This window comes from Phycicoccus sp. Soil748 (assembly GCF_001428025.1).
Lineage (GTDB): Bacteria > Actinomycetota > Actinomycetes > Actinomycetales > Dermatophilaceae > Pedococcus.
Map to the genome: position 1 here is coordinate 213,644 of NZ_LMSC01000008.1, position 16,277 is coordinate 229,920.

Consider the following 16,277-nt stretch of genomic DNA (forward strand, 5'->3'; position numbering starts at 1 on the left):
GGGCCTGCGTGTCCTCAGGCCCCACCACGGAGGGCGGCGGCGTACTCCTCCAGCGCTGACACCGCCTGCTCACGAGCCCTGGCCAACGCGGCCAGGGCTTCGTCGTCGGCGAGCCCGCCCTCGTCGCCGAGGTCCTCCAGCAGCTTGCACACCGTCGCGAGCCAGGTCGCGCCGAGGTTCGCGGCGCTGCCCTTGAGCGCGTGGGCGGCCCGGCCCATCTCGTGCGCGCGGCCGGCGTCCCGCGCCTCCACGAGCGTGGCCATGGTCTGGGCCGAGCCGGTGCCGAAGCGGCTGATGAAGCGCAGCAGCATCGACGGGTCGCCGGGGTCGAGGTCGAGCAGCTCACCGAGCCGGGCGGTGTCGAGGACCTCGGGGTCGAGATCGGGCACGGTGGCCCCCTCCTGCTCCACGGTGCCGCCCGGCTCCTGCTCCGTGGCGCCCTCGGACGGCTCGTCGGGCGCCCCGACCTCCTCCGGCTGGGGGACCCACCGGGCCAGGGTCGCGCGCAGCAGTGCCACGTCGACCGGCTTGGTGAGGAAGTCGTCCATGCCGGCCAGCAGGCAGCGTTCGCGCTCGCCGGCGATGGCGGCAGCGGTCATCGCGACGATCGGGACGCGCGCACCGGCGTCCTCCCGGGCACGAATCGCGCGTGTCGCGGCATACCCGTCCATCTGGGGCATCTGGCAGTCCATGAGGATCGCGTCGTAGGCGTCCGGGTCACCCAGGTAGGTGGAGACGCCGACCACGCCGTTCTCGGCGACCGAGGCGGCATACCCGAGGCTCTCGAGGATGCCCACGGCGACCATCTGGTTGACCGCGTTGTCCTCGACCACGAGGACGTGGCCGAGCCGACCGGTGGGGACCTCGGGGTCGGGCCGGGGCGCGACGAGGGGGGCAGGCAGGCTGTCGCGGCCGGCGCCCGCGGGCGCCGACGCGACCGTGGCGAGGCTGTCGAAGAGGTGCGAGGCGAAGACGGGTTTGGTCAGCGAGAGGTCGATGCCGGCGTCGGCGAGCGCCGCGGTGTCGAGGTCCATCGAGGAGCTCAGCAGGATGATGCGGGTCCGTGCGAACCGGCCGTCACCGCGCACCATGCGGGCGAACTGCTCGCCGTTGACGCCGGGCATGAGGTAGTCGAGCAGCACGATGTCGAACGGGGCGCCGCGCCGGTCGGCCTCGTCGAGCAGGCCCAGGCCCTCGACCCCCGACGACGCCAGTGCGGCCTCGACCTTCCAGGCGGCGAGCTGCTCATCGAGGATGAACCGGTTGGTCTCGTTGTCGTCGACGACCAGCACCCGCAGGCCGGCCACTGCGGCGGTGCCGGGAGCGGGCCGGCGGGGCAGCTCGGCGGCCGGGGCGAACGTGGCGGTGAACCAGAATGTGCTGCCCGACCCGGGTTCGCTGTTGACGCCGATCTTGCCGCCCATGGCCGTCACGATCTGGCGCGAGATCGCCAGGCCGAGGCCGGTGCCGCCGAACTCGCGGGTGGTGGAGGTGTCGCCTTGGGAGAAGGCCGTGAAGAGCCGGGACTGGACTTCGGGCGTCATCCCGGCCCCGGTGTCGCTGACCTCGACGCGCAGGACCACTGTGTCGTCACCGGTGTCCTCGACCGAGGCCCGGACGACGACCTCACCCCTGGCGGTGAACTTCACCGCGTTGGATGTCAGGTTGGCGACGACCTGGCCGAACCGCACCGGGTCGCCACTGACAGCCAGGGGCAGGTCGGGCTGGCAGGAGACCGCGAGCTCAAGGCCCTTGGACCGCGCCTGCTCCACGACGATCGTGCTGTTCTGCTCGATGACGGCCCGGGGGTCGAAGTCGACCCGCTCGAGGTCGAGGCGCCCGGCCTCGATCTTGGACAGGTCGAGGATGTCGTTGACCAGGGACAGAAGGTGGCGACCTGCGGCGTCGATCCCGTCGGCGAGGCGGCGCTGGCGGTCGGTCAGCTCGGTGCGCCCCAGCAGCTCGGACAGTCCGATGACGCCGTTGAGCGGGGTGCGGATCTCGTGGCTCATGGTGGCCAGGAACTCGGACTTGGCCACGGAGGCGGCCATGGCGTCGTCACGGGCCCGGGCCAGGCGCTCCCGCGTCCACTCGCGCTCCGCGACCCGGGCGAAGAGGGCGGAGGCCTGACCCATGGTGACGCCGTCGGTGTCGGAGAGGGCGGTCGCCGCCCGGGTGTCCATGACGATGACGCAGGCGGTGCGGTCCTCGGCGACCACGGGGACGGCCACGAGCATGGTGCCCTCGGTGGTCGTGGACACCTCGGGGGTGCGCGAGCCGACCGCGAGGCGGGTCAGGCGCAGGGCCTCGGTGAGGTCGGCCTCGGGTGCCTCGCGGACGCCCTCGACGGGCCTCAGGCTGCCGTCGTCGTCCACCATGCAGGCCGCGACGGGGCGCCAGCCGGTGTGGGTGGCCACGTCGACGAGGATCTGGGGCACGACGTCACGCAGGCTGGTGGCCCCGTTCGCGGCGGTGGCCATGGCCGACAGCAGGGCCAGCGCCTGCTCGGCGTCCTTGCTGGCGGTGATGTCCTGGGCGGTGCCGCCCATGCGGACGACCTGGCCGTCGCCGTCTCGCGCCACCCGCCCGCGACCCCGGATCCACGCAAGGGCGCCGGTCGTGCGGACCACGCGGGCGTCGAACTCGAAGACGTCGTCACCGGCCATCGCCTGGCCGATGGCGGCGGCGACGGCGTCGCGGTCGTCGGGGTGGAGGTGGTCGATGAACGACTGGTAGTCGGGGACCAGGCCGCTGTCCGGCTCGACCTCGTAGATCCGGTAGAGCTCGTCCGACCAGGTGACCACGTCGTGGGCGACGTCCCACTCCCAGCTGCCGATCCGGGCGATGCGCTGGGCCTCCGCGAGCTGGTGCTCGCGCCGCTGGAGGGTGTCGATCAGCCGGCGCTGGTGGCTGTACTCGGTGACGCGGTGCAGCCACCCGACGTGCCCGCCGTCGTCGTCGCGGATCGGGGTGTGGCTGACCAGGGCCCAGAACCGGGTGCCGTCCTTGCGCAGCAGGCTGCACTCGAGGTTGTCGCCCGGCTCGCTCGTCGTCCGCAGGTCCTGCAGGTGGTGGCGGAACTCCTCCCTGCCCTGCTGGTCGAGGGTCTCGAAGACCGACAGGCCCTGCATCTCCTCCGGTGTGCGGCCGAGCAGGGCCGCGAGCCGGTCGTTCGCCAAGACCGTGCGGCCCTCGCCGTCGAAGACCCACAGGCCGTCCGGTGACGCCTGGACGAGCCAGCGGCTGAGGTCCTGGGGGTCGGGCCCCCCGGCGGCGAGATCGTGCACAAGGGAGATCTTCACCGATCAACGCCACCCAAGCACGGTCAAACACTCGTTTTCGAGACCAGACATCTGCACGCGGGCGAGCCTTCCGACAACCTGACCGCCGCCGCTAGCGTGGACGACCAGCCGACGCACCTCCGGGGGATGCCCATGAGCACGGACCAGAACCCTCCGCTGACGGTCCCCGAGCCGCTCGGCCGGCCCGAGGCCTACGCGAGCCCTCCCGCCACCTGCGACGTCGTCATGAAGGGCGGCATCACCAGCGGCATCGTCTACCCGTGGGCCGTGTGCGACCTCGCGACCCGCTACCGCCTGGTCAACGTGGGTGGCACCTCGGCGGGGGCGATCGCTGCGGCGGCGGCCGCGGCAGCGGAGTACGGGCGGCACCGGCCCGGCGCCGGGTACCCGGTGCTCGCGGGGCTCCCGGGGGTGCTGGGTGGCACGCACCAGGGGCGGTCGCGGCTCTTCACGCTGTTCCAGCCCCAGCGCCGTACCGCGCCCCTGCACGCCCTGTTCGTCGCCTCGCTCGGAGGCGGTGGCGGTGGGTCACGGACCGGGCTGGCCCTGCGTGGCCTCCGCTCTGCCGCCATGGCCGCGGGCGGGTGGTGGCGCCTGCTCCTGGGGGCGCTTGCGGGCCTGCTGCTGCTGGTCGCCGCGGGCGCGTCCGGCGCGGCCTGGGGGCTGCTCGCCGTGGTGGCTGCCGTCGTCCTGGGTGCGGGGGTCGGGCGCCTGGTCGGTCGCGCGCCGGTGGCCCTGGGTGTCGCGGTGCTGGTCCTCGTGGCGGTCGTGGTCGCTGTCGGGGTCTCCGGGGCGGGGACCTGGGCGACGACGCTCGTGGGCGTGCTCGGCTGGCTGCTCCTCGTGGTCGGACTGCTGGCCGGGACGGTCTGGGTGCTCGGCCGGGTGCTCCTGCGCGACGTGCCCGACAACCTCTACGGGATGTGCAGCGGTATGGAGGGCGACGGGTTCGAGGGCAGCGCCGCGCTGACGCCCTGGCTCACCGACCTCCTCGACCGGGCGGCCGGCCTGCGGTCCGGTGCGGCGTCGGGTGCGGCGGCGGGTGCGGCGGAGAGGGGGCCGCTGACGTTCGGGCACCTCTGGGCCGGACCCGGTGCGCCTCGCATCGCGGGCACGGCTCGTCCCGAGTCGCCGGCGATCAACCTCGAGGTGATGACGACCTGCGTGACCCGCAGCCGTCCCTACCGCATGCCCTTCGAGTCCGTCGGGTTCTACGTCGACCCGGGGGGGCTGCGGCGGCTCTTCCCCCCGGCAGTGGTCGACTGGGTGCTGGCGCACCCCGCCCCGGTGGGCGGCTCGCCCACCGACCGCCGGCGCCGCCGGGTGGCCGACGAGCTGCTGGCCCCCCTCGTGCCCTTCCCCGCGGCAGCTGACGTGCCGGTCGTGGTGGCGGCCCGCATGAGCCTGTCGTTCCCCGTCCTCATCAGCGCCGTGCCGCTGCACGCGGTGGACCGGGCCACCAACACCGAACCGCTCGACCGCATCAGCGCCGCCCTCACGGCGGTCGCCACCGAACAGGCGACCGAGGCGGACGCCGCCCCGGGCGACCTGGTCTCCGAGGACGCGGTCGTGCGCGAGGCGGTCCGCCGGCTGCGGGCCGAAGGAGTCTCGCTGCGTGCCGACCGGGTGTGGTTCTCCGACGGCGGGATCACGAGCAACTTCCCCATCCACTTCTTCGACAGCTTCGCCCCGACGCGGCCGACGTTCGGCGTCAACCTGCGACCGCACCACCCGGCGCATCCGCCCGTTCCCGGTGACGAGTCGAGCTCGGTCTACCTGCCGATCGGCAACGGCGCGGGCCGCGCGCAGGCGCCCAACCTCTTCGACGCGGCGGGGCCGACGCTGCCGGGCTTCGCCAAGGCGATCCTGGACACCATGCAGAACTGGAACGACCTGCTCCAGCTGCCACTGCCGGGCTTCCGCGACCGGATCGCCCACGTCAGCCTGTCGCCCGAGGAGGGCGGCATGAACCTCGCCATGCCGCCTTCACGGATCGCGGCGCTCGCGCGCCGGGGTCAGCTGGCCGGCCAGGTCCTGCGGGAGCGGTTCTCGCTGCCCGGGGAGAACGGCTGGACCGGTTGGGAGAACCACCGGTGGCTGCGGCTGCGTACCAGCCTGTCACTGGTGGAGGTGGCCGGAGGACAGGTGGAGCGGGCCCTCGGCCCGGCCGGCAGCCACCCGGACGGAACCCACTCGTTCAAGGACCTGCTCGACCTGCCGGTGGGTGGCGCGCCGTCGTACAACTGGGAGAACCAGACGCAGCGCCGTCGCGCCCGTACTGCGGTCGCGGCGCTCGCCGGCGCCTCGCCGACCGACGTCCCGGAGACCCAGCGCCTCGGCCACAAGGCGCCGCAGCCCATGCCGGCGCTGCGGATCACCCCGCGCGAGTGACGGGTTTGGCGGGTGCGGTCCGGGGGCACTGGCCGGGCATGACCTCCGCGACCGCCGACCACCTTCCCGACTCCACCCCGTCGGTCACCGTCGGGGCGCCGCTGCTCGTGCGCCTGGTGCAACAGCTGGAGCGCACCGCCGCGCTGGACCGCCTCGCCCCGGCCCTGGCAGGTCTGGCGTCACCCGCCGGGAGGGAGCCTCTGCAGCGGATCCTGCTGGGGCGGGACGTGGGGCATGCTCTGCACCCGTTCCTGACCGACCTGCCGATCGGGTTCTGGACCTCGAGCCTGGTCCTCGACCTGCTGGGTCATGGCAAGGACCGCCCAGCCTCCCGGCGCCTGCTGGCGGCCGGGTTGGCTGCGGCCGTGCCAGCCGCCGCCACGGGTCTGGCGGAGTGGCGGCAGACCTCGCGGCCGGAGACCAGGGTCGCGTCGGCGCACGGGACGCTCAACGTCCTGGCCCTGGGCCTGTATGCGGGTTCGCTCGCCACGCAGGAGCGGTCACCGCGCCTCGGCCTGGCGCTCAAGCTCGCCGGCACCGCGGTCACCGGGCTCTCGGGCTTCCTCGGCGGCCACCTCGTGGTGGCCCGCCGCACCGGCAGCCGCCACCCTGCCTACCGGTCCGACGGCACCGGCCCCGTCCTCTCGCGCCCGGGCACCGCCACCGGCTGATCAGGCCGGGTCAGTGACGGCGCAGGACCGACCGCAGCACGAGGAAGAGCACGATCGCGAGGACCTGCCCACCGATCGCGACGCGGGTGACGTCGAGTGCCGGCTGCCACGAGACGTCGGGCCCCTTGACGACGAAGACGCCGATCGGTCGCGCGTCCACCCCGCCTCCACCCCCCGACCCCTCGTTGGCCTCGGCCGTGCTGGTGCCCCCGCCCGCCCCTCCGCGGACACGGGCAACCGGCACGATCAGCGTCCCGTCGTGCTCGATGGGTTCGCCGAACACACGCTTCACGGAGAGGTCACTGGTGACCTTCGACAGCAGTTCCTGGACGTCCATCCAGCCACCGTAGGTCGGTCGAGGTGGACCGACTCAGGGCCAAAGGGCCCTGATGCTCAGGCGGCCGGTGAGGTCTGGCACTCAAGAGCAGGTGCGGGTGAAGGCGGTGGCGCCCCGCCGCAGCTCGAACCGCTCTCGATGGCCCTTGTCGTCGGAGAAGATGATGACGCTTCCGCTGCGGGTGACCCGGCCTGCCTGGTACGGGTTGTCCCATCCCCTGGGTGGGTTGCCGCTGCCGTCGTCGAGGAGCCCGCCCACACGCTCGTAGAACCTGCCGTCGACCTGCAGCTCGTCGATCCCGCAATGCGTGTAGAGCGAGAACGCCTGGCCGCCCGAGTCGACCGACCGGGGCGCCACCGGGCTCACGGGTTCGTTGGGCAGGTGGGTCGGAGCGCCGCCACATCCGGTCAGCACGACCAGCAGCGCCGAGAGGGCAGAGCACCGGAGCGCGAGGGTGCGTGTCGTCATGCCGAAGGGACGCCCCGCTGGGGCCGGTGGTTCCCCACCCTCACGAGGGCCTCGTGTGGGCTGCCGTCAGGAAGGACGAGACCCGCAGGCCAGTGGTCTCGCCTGCGGGTTCACAGGGGGCTGCTCGGCTAATCGCAAGTGAAATTGCGCAAATCTGCTTGCGCGTTCGCTGCGTGCACGGCATCGTGGGCTTCGTGTCCGACGACTCTCCGCGCATGTCCCCCACGAGGATCTCCGACCCCAAAGCGGTCCTCGCGGTCACGCATCCGCTGAGAATGCGACTGCTCGGCGAGTTGTCGCGGCGGGGGACGGCTCGCGTCGTGGATCTGGCCAGTGGTCTTGGCGAGCCGGCGAACTCGGTCAGTTTCCATCTCCGGCAGCTGGCCAAGTACGGGTTGATCGAGGAGAACCCCGAGCGGTCCGAGAACGGGCGGGAACGCTGGTGGCGCATGACGTCCGACCGAGGCTTCGAGATCGACCTCGATGCGATGCGGCAGCTCGAGGGCGGGGAGGCCGCGGTAGGTGTCCTTCGCCGCGTCGCCGAAGGCCACGTGCTCGCGCTGCATCGCGCCATCCAGGAGCCACCGGCCCCCGCCGACCTCCCCAGCGGCCAGCAACGCACGATCAGCGACGACTTCGCGGTGCGCCTCAGCGACACCGAACTCCAGCAGATGCGCCGCGAGTTCGCGGAGCTCCTCGACCGCTGGACCGACACCTCCCGCACCCTGAACGACGTCGACGACGGCGTGGAGCGCCGCGCCTACTACGGAGTCGTCATGGCCGCCCTCGTCGAGGACATCGGCGCCACCACGTACGGACCTCCCAAGGAGCAGCAGCAATGACCAGCACCGACGCCGTCACCTCTAGAGCCCCTGACTACGACGGCTTTGCGGCCACGTACGCCTCCGCCAACGACAACAGCCTGTTCAACGCCTGGTACGCCCGACCCGAGATGCTCCGCCTAGCCGGGGACGTCAGGGGAAAACGGGTCTTGGACGCAGGTTGCGGCCACGGCCCTCTCATGGTGGCGCTGCGCGACCACGGCGCCGTCGTGGCCGGGTTCGACCTCAGCCCAGCGATGATCGACATCGCTGCGGACCGCCTCGGCAGCGACTCGGACGTCCGGGTCGCCGACCTCTCCGCACCGCTTCCATACGACGACGATGAGTTCGACGTCGTCACCTGCTCACTGGCTCTGCACTACGTGCAGGATTGGGCACCGGCCCTTGCGGAGCTGCGCCGTGTGCTCAAGCCCGGTGGGCGGCTGGTGGTATCGATCATCCACCCCTTCGTCTACGCATTCTGCTACCAGGACGAGGACTACTTCGCCCTGACCCGGTACTCCGAGGACTACGAGCACGACGGCGCCACGTTCACCCTCACCTACTGGCACCGACCACTGCAGGACGTCATCAACGCGTTCCTCAACGCCGGCCTCGTCATCACCAGTGCCACCGAGCCTGCTGCGGATCCAGACACTCCCACCGAGCTCCTACCCTCTGAGGGGCGCCGCTTCATCTGCTTCTTGTTCTTCGCCCTCGAGTCGCCATGACGGGACCGGCCGTCGTCGACCTCGACCACCTCGAGCCCGGGCTGCGGGCATGGGTGGAAAGCCTGGCAACCTCCGGACCGGTGCTCCTTCGCCGCGACGGGCAGACCATCGCCACCCTCACGTACTCCTCCGCAGTTCTCGAGGGCACCATCGTCCCCGCCCCTGCGACCAAACACGCGACTAAGGGCAGCGACCTGCGCGAGGGCGCCAAGGTCCTGGCGACGACGATGCGCCTCAGCGGTCCCGCACGCGAACTGCTGCGCCAGTCCTTCGGCCTGGACTGGGTCGTCCTCGATTTCCACGACGCCCCGGACACCGCCGATGTCGTTCTCACCTGTGCGCACAGCCCTCAGCTCACCCACCGTTGGACCCTGCTCTTCCCGCACGCACAGATCATCGTCACCGAGATCCTCGACCCCGAGTTCGGCCTCGACATGCCGGGTCCCGTCGGCCGCTTGCTCGATGCGGGCGCCCACGCCTACCTACCACCGAAACCACTCGAGCAGGTGGCCAAGAACGTGCAGCTCTATCTCGCTGGCCGAGCACACGGCGCACTCGGCTCGTCACCACCCGCGACCCACCAGCTCGACTCTTGACAGCATCGCGGCCCCCGGCGGATCGCGCCGAGCCGATCAAATCTCCCGGTCAACTGTCGCGCGGAAGGGCTCGAGGTATGTCCGTCATAGGGCCACTTAACTTGGCAGACCTTGAGACCCTGATCGCAGTGCAGCGAGAGGGCGCGGTCGCGAGCCTCGGCCATATCTTCCCGCAGAAGACGCATCCTTTCCCTGAGCACCAGGTTCGTGAGGGGTGGAAGCGTGAGATCGCTGACCCCGATGTTGACTGCTTCGTCATCAACGACGCCGGACGAGTGGCTGGATTCGCCGCGACGCGAGCTGATGAGCTCCTGCACTTCGGTACGGCTGTCTCGACCTGGGGCACTGGGCTCGCCGGTCTCGCTCATACGGAGCTTCTGGAGCACCTGAGGGCGAAAGGGCACCGAGAGATCTTTCTGAGAGTCTTCGACGAGAACACGCGCGCTACCCGCTTCTACCTACGGCGCGGGTGGGTCCGAACTGACGAAACCACGCGAACCACCTTCCCCCCGCATCCGACGCTACGACGCTACGAGCAGCGACTCCCATGACGTCCGGAACTCCCGCAGTCCGGTCGCGCCGACGACTGCACGGTTCCCATACTGGCGAAGTGCCCGCCGCAAGAAAAAGCGTTAGCAGGAGCGACCCCGGGAAGCACGAAACCCGCGGGCCAGTGCTCTGACCTGCGGGCTTGTGGTGGCCAGGGGCGGGGTCGAACCGCCGACCTTCCGATTTTCAGGAGTTCGGAGGGGGTCTAGAGGGGCTTCGTTGGTCCGAATTCGTGCTCAGCAGAGGGAAGTCCAGTCCGGTGTCGTCCGTGATTTCGGATGTCCGTGTTAGCAAATCCGTTAGCAAGATCCGCCCTGGTGACCACGCGGGTCTGCGCAGTGACCCGGGCCAAACAGACGGAAGGGTGACCCGCTGCGATGCGGGTGTGGAGCCGGCCGAACGGGTCTGAGAACCACGCGACCGACGGCGGTGAGGGCTGGGGCTTGCGGCAGCCAGGCACGCGCCGGCCCCTGCCGTCACCAGCGCAGTAAAGGGTGAGGTGGCCGGAGCTGAGGGCGGCGTCCTGGTACTGGTCCGGGGCGCGACTTCTTTGTCTGTTGGTGTGGGGTGCGGTGGGGTGCGCGAGGACGGCGCGCCAGCGCCGCCCGCAGCGCGGGGCCCCATCNCTCCTCACCGATGCCCCGGAGCATGGCCGGCCGAACGTCCGCTCATGCCTGCGGGTTCAGGCGGCCTCGCCGGTGAGGACGGGGTAAGAGGGTGCCGGTTGCCGCCAGCCTCCCAGGAGCAGCCTCCGACCCACGGCGCCTGAGCGCGTTCGCGGTAGCAGCCCAAGGGCAGCTGGGCTCAGCCGTTGGCCTCTTGGTGCAAACGCGCCCGAACGGTGCCGCGCCTTCGCTCGGCCTACCGTGCAGCTCCCTGACCGGCCAAGTCAGCCCGCAGAGCCCATCTGACCGCCCCCAGACAGATGCCCAGCGCCGCGCAGCCAGCTGCGATCGCGAACTCCAACGCCACCACCGCGCCATCCGTGCGGAAGTGCAGCAGACCCGCGACCGCGACGGTCAGAACCAGACCCTCCAGTCCCCCACCGACCAAGCCGGCCGTGGCATGCCACACGGCAGAGCCGGCAGCTGGCAGACCGCGAGACCGTCCCGCCACCACGGCCATGCAGCAGGCCACGATGATGACTCCATCGAAGGTGTAGGTAAGCAGGGTGAATGGGGTCTGTAGCGGCTCGGAAGCATCGGCGAGCAGCACAAACTGGCGAGGCAACAGCCACGCCACGCAGACCACGCCGGCGACGGTGCCCAGCAGCGCCGACATCACAAGGTGCCGCCCCCGCACCCATCTCCGCCCGTCGGAAACACTCATGCACCTGCCCCCGCTCAGCTCCGCGAGACACCACTCGCAGCCGATCATCGCCCCCTCTACGGACCGCGTCCAGTCCTTGCGGCGCACGCGATCGGAGCCCCCACGAGTGCCCCCGTCAGTCGTGCCAGGGAACGAACGGATCTGCCGCGGTCCGGGTGGTCGAGCCGACCAGCTGCGACGGCTTGGCACGTTTCCGCACAGTCGCGCAGTTCACTTCTGCGGTTCGGGTGACGCGGGGGGACTGTCTGGGCCACCTACTGCGGGAGGACGATGAGGCCGATGACCCCGGCGGCGTAGAGCAGGAGGACGGCGATGCTGTCGATGCCCAGGCGCGCGTGCTGCTTGGCCGGGCGGAAGAGCAGGCCCGCCATGTAGACGATGGTCAGCAGGGCTGCCAGCCCGGTGAGGTAGATGTCGGCCGCGTGCGCGTTGGGTAGGACCGCCTTCCCGGACACCAGCACGGCTAGCAGGAACAGCACCGGGAGAAAGGCGTTGCCGCCGAAGATGTCACCGAACGCGAGTTTGTAGTCGCCTTGCTTCGTGGCGGTCAGTCCGGTGCTGAGCTCGGGAAGCGAGGTCGCGGCGGCGAGGACGGTGGCCCCGAACAAGGCGCCGGACAGTCCGACCTTGTCGGCAGCTGCGGTGCCGCTCTCCTCCGCCAGGGCGCCGGCGACGAGGGTGGCGACCGCCGCCGCACCGAAGATGAGGACGACGCGGGTGGTGCTGATGCCCTTGCGGGCGGCCTCCGCGGACCGGGTCTTCTGGGAATGGCCGCGAGGTTTGGGTTGGCTGTCGGGCGCCTCACCGCTGTTGCTCCAGGGCAGCCTGGCGCCTGCACGCTGGGTCAGCATGAGCCCACTGACCCAGACCAGTGCGATGAGCACGACGTCGGGGCTGAGTCGGGCGAACACGAGGTTTTTGGGCAGCTGGGTGCCCATGACGACCACGACGAGCACGGCCAGGACGATGGCGCCTTCGACGACCAGGGTCAGGCTTGCAGCCTGGTAGGTCAGCGGTCGTCGTTCACGGACCCCGAACGCGTCGAGGGCGACCAGGACGACGGTCTGGATGGCGATACCGCCGAGGATGTTGCTGACGGCCACGTCAAGCTTGCCGCTGGCGGCGGCGCTGTAGGTGATGGCGATCTCGGGAAGGTTCGTGGCGACCGCGAGGAGGATGAGGCCGCCGAGGGCCTGTCCGAGGTGGAGCCGGTCGGCGAGAATGTCGGTGTAGTTCGACAAGGGGATGCCCGCAACCCAAATCACGGCTGCGGCTCCGACGAAGATCAACAACTCGATTCCGAGGGGTAGGTGCGGCAACAGGTTCATCAGCGCACGCTCCTTTCAACGAGAGTCCACCCTTGGGCGATTGACGAACGGTCACCGCTTTGAGGCGAGGTGCCGGGCAGTGGCATCGTCGCCGTGTCCAATGTTGTGGTCGACGCCCAGCGGTTGGTGGTCACGCGTCTGCCTGACCTGGCTGGTGCTGCCAGGGCCATCTACCGGAGATCTCGAGCTCGAGGGAGAAGCTGAGGAACGTCCGGATGGCGACGATGAGGGCGAGGACGGCGACGCTGCTCAGTGTTGGTGTGACCGCGACCGTGCGGATGATGTCGGCCGCGACCAGCAGCTCCAGGCCGAGCAGGATGGAGCGGCCGAGCTGTTGACGGAACCGACGGTACGTGTCGGGCTCTCTCATGCGCGCATTCCTGGCGGCGCGACTGGCTGCAATGGCTGCGCCTGCGACCAGTACGGCGACGCCTGCTGAGTCGATGCCCTTGCCCACCAGCTCGATGGCGTCACTGAACTGCATGCTTGTTCCAATCCGGTTGTCTGAACGGTCGGTCTACCACTGGCGACGTCACTCGTCGCGCTGCCTCGTCGGACCGCCCACGTGCTCATGACGAAGGGCCGAATGCTGCTGCTCAGCGACATCATGAGCGTGCCGCTGGTCTGAGGGTGCGGGGCGTGCAATCTGGTCCGACAAATAGAGGCGCGCCACTACATAACGCAACCGTCGCCACCGTCTCCGTTGCGTGACCTGGTTCGGTGTGCCGTTCCCCACCACATCGGGCCTCGTGGCGGCGGCGCAGTCATCGTGGACCGGGTAGCTGTGGTCCGACTGCACGGACGCCAAGTGGGTTCCGAGCTCGGGTTGTTCGTGCGACAACAGGGCCCAGGTTTCGTCCGGGGAGAGGCGATCGTGCCGTTCGATGAAGCCCCCTCCGGCGGTGCGCACGAGGATGCCGGTCTCCCGTCCGTGGATGACGGTCGCGCGGTCCCGGCGCTGCAGGGCCAGGCAGGTGCGGTAGGTGACCCAGGCGACGGCGGGTGGAGCTGTCAGGACTGCGACGCGCAGGGTGGTGGTGATGGCCTCGATGGACAGGTGCAACTTGAGCGCGATGATGTCGTTGCCGCCGGCGAGGAGCAGGCACCCGTAGAAGGTGAGAGCTGCGGCGCCGATGGCTGTGCGGGTGGCGGCGTTTCTGGGCTGGTCGAGCAGGTGGTGCTCCTGTGGTCCTGCGCGGGTGGCCCACCGTTCCAGGAACGGGTAGGCCGCGGCGAGCCCGTACATGGTGGGAATGAGCAGCACGCCGGGGATCAGCACGTTGAGGCTCAGTGTGTGTCCCAGGGCGTGGATCTCCCAGGACGGCATGAGCCTCAGTGCTCCCTCGGCGAAGCCCATGTACCAGTCGGGTTGGGAGTCGGCCGATGCGGCGGTGGGGTTGTACGGGCCGAAGAGCCAGATCGGGTTGATGGTGACGAGCGCGGCGATGAGGGTGGTCGTGCCGAAGACGATGAAGAAGAAGCCGCCGGCCTTGGCGGCGTACACCGGCATGAGCGGGAAGCCGACGACGTTGCGGTTGGTGCGCCCGGGTCCGGGGAACTGGGTGTGCTTCTGGACGACGACGACGAGCACGTGCGTCACGGCGAGGCTGACGAGTAGGGCGGGGATGAGCAGGATGTGGGCCACGTACAGCCTCGGGATGATGGCGTCGCCGGGGAACTGGCCTCCGAAGACCGCGAAGGCGAGCCATGAACCGACCACCGGAATGGAGAGCATGAGCCCGTTGGCGATGCGTAGGCCCGTGCCGGACAGCAGGTCGTCGGGCAAGGAGTAGCCGGCGAATCCCTCGATGACCGCCAGCAGGGACAGCGTCACCCCGATCACCCAGTTCAGCTCGCGCGGTTTGCGGAACGCGCCGGTGAAGAAGACCCGCATCATGTGAACCGAGATGGCGACGATGAACAGCAGCGCCGCCCAGTGGTGCGTTTGGCGTATCAGCAGGCCGCCGCGAACCTCGAAGGAGATGCGCACCGTTGACCGGTATGCCTCGCTGACGGTGAGGCCATCCAGAGGGACGTAGGAGCCGTGGTACACGACGTGCGCGCTGCTCGGCACGAACCAGACCGTCAGAAATGTCCCGGTGACCAACAACACGAGCAGGGAGTACAGCGCCACCTCCCCGAGCATGAACGACCAGTGGTCCGGGAAGACCTTACGCATCAGGTTGCTGAGGGGCTTGGCGGCTCCCGTGCGGTCGTCCAGCCACCCGGCGAACCCCCTGAGCGCCCTGTCGGTCCGCCTCACACCGTGTCCTGAGACGTCGCCGCCAGCAGCAGGGGGTAGCGGCGCGACGTCACGCACCCGCCGGCTCGCGCCACGTGCTCGTTTGGCGTGGTCGCTCGGCAAGGCGGACTCCTCAAGTCTCCAATTGTGCAATGATTGCGCTCATGCAACTGTTATGACGATGACATGCCACCGGTGCACCTGCAAGCGCAACAGTTGAGGCACCGCAACGACTGGCATACTCAAGGCATGACCCCACCGCGCGAGGCACCTGTGGACGACCCGGGACGGCAGGCCGATGCCGTCATGCGGGCCGCTCGGGTGCTCATGGGCGTCGTGGCGCGCTCGGTCGCCGAGGTCGAGGACCAGGTGTCGCTACCGCAGCTGCGCGTCCTGGTGTTGGTGGCCGACCGGGGAAGCATGAACCTCGGCCAGGTCGCGGAAGCGCTCGGCGTGCATCCCTCCAACGCGACGCGCACCGTGGAGCGGCTCGTGGTGGCCGGCCTCCTGCGCCGAACCGAAGACCCTTCCGACCGGCGTTACCTCGCTCTCGAGCTCACCGACGCTGGCCACGACGTCGTGCAGGGGGTCATGGGCCACCGGCGCGAGGCCATTGCGGCCATCATGTCCTCCATGACCAGCGCCCAACGTCGCGCTCTGGCACGCGCGCTGGAGTCCTTCGCGGCCGCAGCCGGAGACCCACCCCACGGCGAGGAAGCCTTCCTCCTGGGACTGTCGCACTGAGGCTTGCCGTTGGCGGTCAGGTCGGTCCGTGTGGGGGCAGCTGCAGGCCCACGTCGTGCATCGCGGGACCGCTGACGACGTAGATGTTGCCCGCGGCGATGTCGACGGCCGCCGCGGTGAGCCACGCACTGGTCGGTGTCCCGAGGCCGGCTGCGTCGATGGCTCGCGTGAGTGCGTTGCGGACGTCATCCAGTTCGCCGCCCCTGGTCTGGAGGTACGCCTCGTACACCGCTTGCTGTAGTTGGGCGTCACGTCGCCGGCGCACCAACGCCTGAAGGTCCGGGTCGTCCTCGGGGACGCTGAGACCGAACGGGTGCGGGGGCGCAGGCAGCTCGAGCAGGTCTGAGCGCGGGCCGGTCGACTGCTCACGTCGGATGTCAGCTTCGCGGGGTGCGGGATTGGCGAAGGCGGCGAACGTTGCTGCAATGGTTGCGTCGGTGAGGGCGACTCGTTCGCGGCCAGGAGCCCACGCCGCCAGCAGGAGCATGCTTCCAGCGTGCAGACGGTCCACCCATCGCGCCACGGGGCGAAGCTGCCCACCCCGGTCAGTGGAGAGGACGACCGCCTGGGTCACGTGCCTCAGGCCGAGCACGCGAGCTGTCGCTGTGGCTCGGCCGTCGAGGCAGGCGCCGACGGTGGACGCGACCCACCGCGGGGCAAGGATGAGAGCTATCCCGTACGTGAGCCTGACGGCGTCGCTGGGCCTCATCTGCACCCTCCTCACTGTGACCTGCCCTACCTCAGCATCTGACGTGTGTCGGTAGCGTT

15 protein-coding genes are annotated in these 16,277 nt (G+C 70.1%); 7 read left to right on the forward strand and 8 right to left on the reverse strand.

Annotated elements, in window-relative coordinates; all coding sequences use genetic code 11:
* Positions 1–14: 14 nt before the first annotated feature.
* Positions 15–3,302 (reverse strand): response regulator, encoded by a 3,288-nt coding sequence (locus tag ASG70_RS13505; protein ID WP_056884370.1) that lies wholly within the window; start codon positions 3,300–3,302, stop codon positions 15–17.
* A 132-nt stretch (positions 3,303–3,434) separates the two neighbouring features.
* Between ASG70_RS13505 and ASG70_RS19700 the strand changes: the two genes are divergently transcribed.
* Complete coding sequence (locus ASG70_RS19700) at positions 3,435–5,693, forward strand: patatin-like phospholipase family protein (RefSeq protein ID WP_200949283.1); 2,259 nt, start codon at positions 3,435–3,437, stop codon at positions 5,691–5,693.
* Positions 5,694–5,731: 38 nt separating this feature from the next.
* Positions 5,732–6,364, forward strand: coding sequence for a DUF2231 domain-containing protein (locus ASG70_RS13515; protein WP_056884372.1), 633 nt, complete (start codon positions 5,732–5,734; stop codon positions 6,362–6,364).
* Between the two features lie 10 nt (positions 6,365–6,374).
* Here ASG70_RS13515 and ASG70_RS13520 read toward each other — a convergent pair whose 3' ends face one another.
* Both ASG70_RS13520 and ASG70_RS13525 read right to left on the reverse strand, forming a co-directional pair.
* Positions 6,375–6,701 carry a spore germination protein GerW family protein gene (locus tag ASG70_RS13520; RefSeq protein WP_056884373.1) on the reverse strand — a complete coding sequence of 109 codons (327 nt, stop codon included), beginning with the start codon at positions 6,699–6,701 and terminating at the stop codon, positions 6,375–6,377.
* An 81-nt stretch (positions 6,702–6,782) separates the two neighbouring features.
* The gene (locus ASG70_RS13525; RefSeq protein WP_056884374.1) at positions 6,783–7,169 is read right to left on the reverse strand and encodes a hypothetical protein; all 387 of its coding nucleotides are present in this window, start codon (positions 7,167–7,169) and stop codon (positions 6,783–6,785) included.
* Between the two features lie 173 nt (positions 7,170–7,342).
* Between ASG70_RS13525 and ASG70_RS13530 the strand changes: the two genes are divergently transcribed.
* The 4 genes from ASG70_RS13530 (at position 7,343) to ASG70_RS13545 (ending at position 9,868) form a co-directional block, all read left to right on the forward strand.
* On the forward strand, positions 7,343–8,011 hold the full coding sequence (locus tag ASG70_RS13530) for a helix-turn-helix domain-containing protein (RefSeq protein WP_056884375.1): 669 nt from the start codon (positions 7,343–7,345) through the stop codon (positions 8,009–8,011).
* Positions 8,008–8,721, forward strand: a complete 714-nt coding sequence (locus ASG70_RS13535) for a class I SAM-dependent methyltransferase (RefSeq protein WP_056884376.1) — start codon at positions 8,008–8,010, stop codon at positions 8,719–8,721. The genes ASG70_RS13530 and ASG70_RS13535 overlap by 4 nt, the downstream gene beginning before the upstream one ends.
* Positions 8,718–9,317, forward strand: coding sequence for a hypothetical protein (locus tag ASG70_RS13540; protein WP_056884377.1), 600 nt, complete (start codon positions 8,718–8,720; stop codon positions 9,315–9,317). Before ASG70_RS13535 ends, ASG70_RS13540 begins: the two co-directional genes overlap by 4 nt.
* Before the next feature lie 77 nt (positions 9,318–9,394).
* Positions 9,395–9,868 carry a GNAT family N-acetyltransferase gene (locus ASG70_RS13545; protein ID WP_056884378.1) on the forward strand — a complete coding sequence of 158 codons (474 nt, stop codon included), beginning with the start codon at positions 9,395–9,397 and terminating at the stop codon, positions 9,866–9,868.
* Between the two features lie 859 nt (positions 9,869–10,727).
* On the opposite strand, the gene ASG70_RS13550 is transcribed toward ASG70_RS13545, so the two are convergent.
* The 4 genes from ASG70_RS13550 to ASG70_RS13565 form a co-directional block, all read right to left on the reverse strand.
* On the reverse strand, positions 10,728–11,147 hold the full coding sequence (locus ASG70_RS13550; RefSeq protein WP_156399998.1) for a hypothetical protein: 420 nt from the start codon (positions 11,145–11,147) through the stop codon (positions 10,728–10,730).
* A gap of 302 nt (positions 11,148–11,449) precedes the next feature.
* Positions 11,450–12,523 (reverse strand): sodium:calcium antiporter, encoded by a 1,074-nt coding sequence (locus ASG70_RS13555; RefSeq protein WP_056884380.1) that lies wholly within the window; start codon positions 12,521–12,523, stop codon positions 11,450–11,452.
* Between the two features lie 130 nt (positions 12,524–12,653).
* On the reverse strand, positions 12,654–13,007 hold the full coding sequence (locus tag ASG70_RS13560) for a DUF1622 domain-containing protein (protein WP_056884381.1): 354 nt from the start codon (positions 13,005–13,007) through the stop codon (positions 12,654–12,656).
* A 48-nt stretch (positions 13,008–13,055) separates the two neighbouring features.
* Positions 13,056–14,786 carry a ubiquinol-cytochrome c reductase cytochrome b subunit gene (locus ASG70_RS13565; protein WP_056884382.1) on the reverse strand — a complete coding sequence of 577 codons (1,731 nt, stop codon included), beginning with the start codon at positions 14,784–14,786 and terminating at the stop codon, positions 13,056–13,058.
* Between the two features lie 165 nt (positions 14,787–14,951).
* Here ASG70_RS13565 and ASG70_RS13570 point away from each other — a divergent pair, with 165 nt between their 5' ends.
* Positions 14,952–15,509 (forward strand): MarR family winged helix-turn-helix transcriptional regulator, encoded by a 558-nt coding sequence (locus tag ASG70_RS13570; protein WP_235531498.1) that lies wholly within the window; start codon positions 14,952–14,954, stop codon positions 15,507–15,509.
* A 16-nt stretch (positions 15,510–15,525) separates the two neighbouring features.
* On the opposite strand, the gene ASG70_RS13575 is transcribed toward ASG70_RS13570, so the two are convergent.
* Positions 15,526–15,996: a hypothetical protein gene (locus tag ASG70_RS13575; RefSeq protein WP_156399999.1), complete on the reverse strand. Its 471-nt coding sequence runs from the start codon at positions 15,994–15,996 to the stop codon at positions 15,526–15,528.
* Positions 15,997–16,277 lie beyond the last annotated feature (281 nt).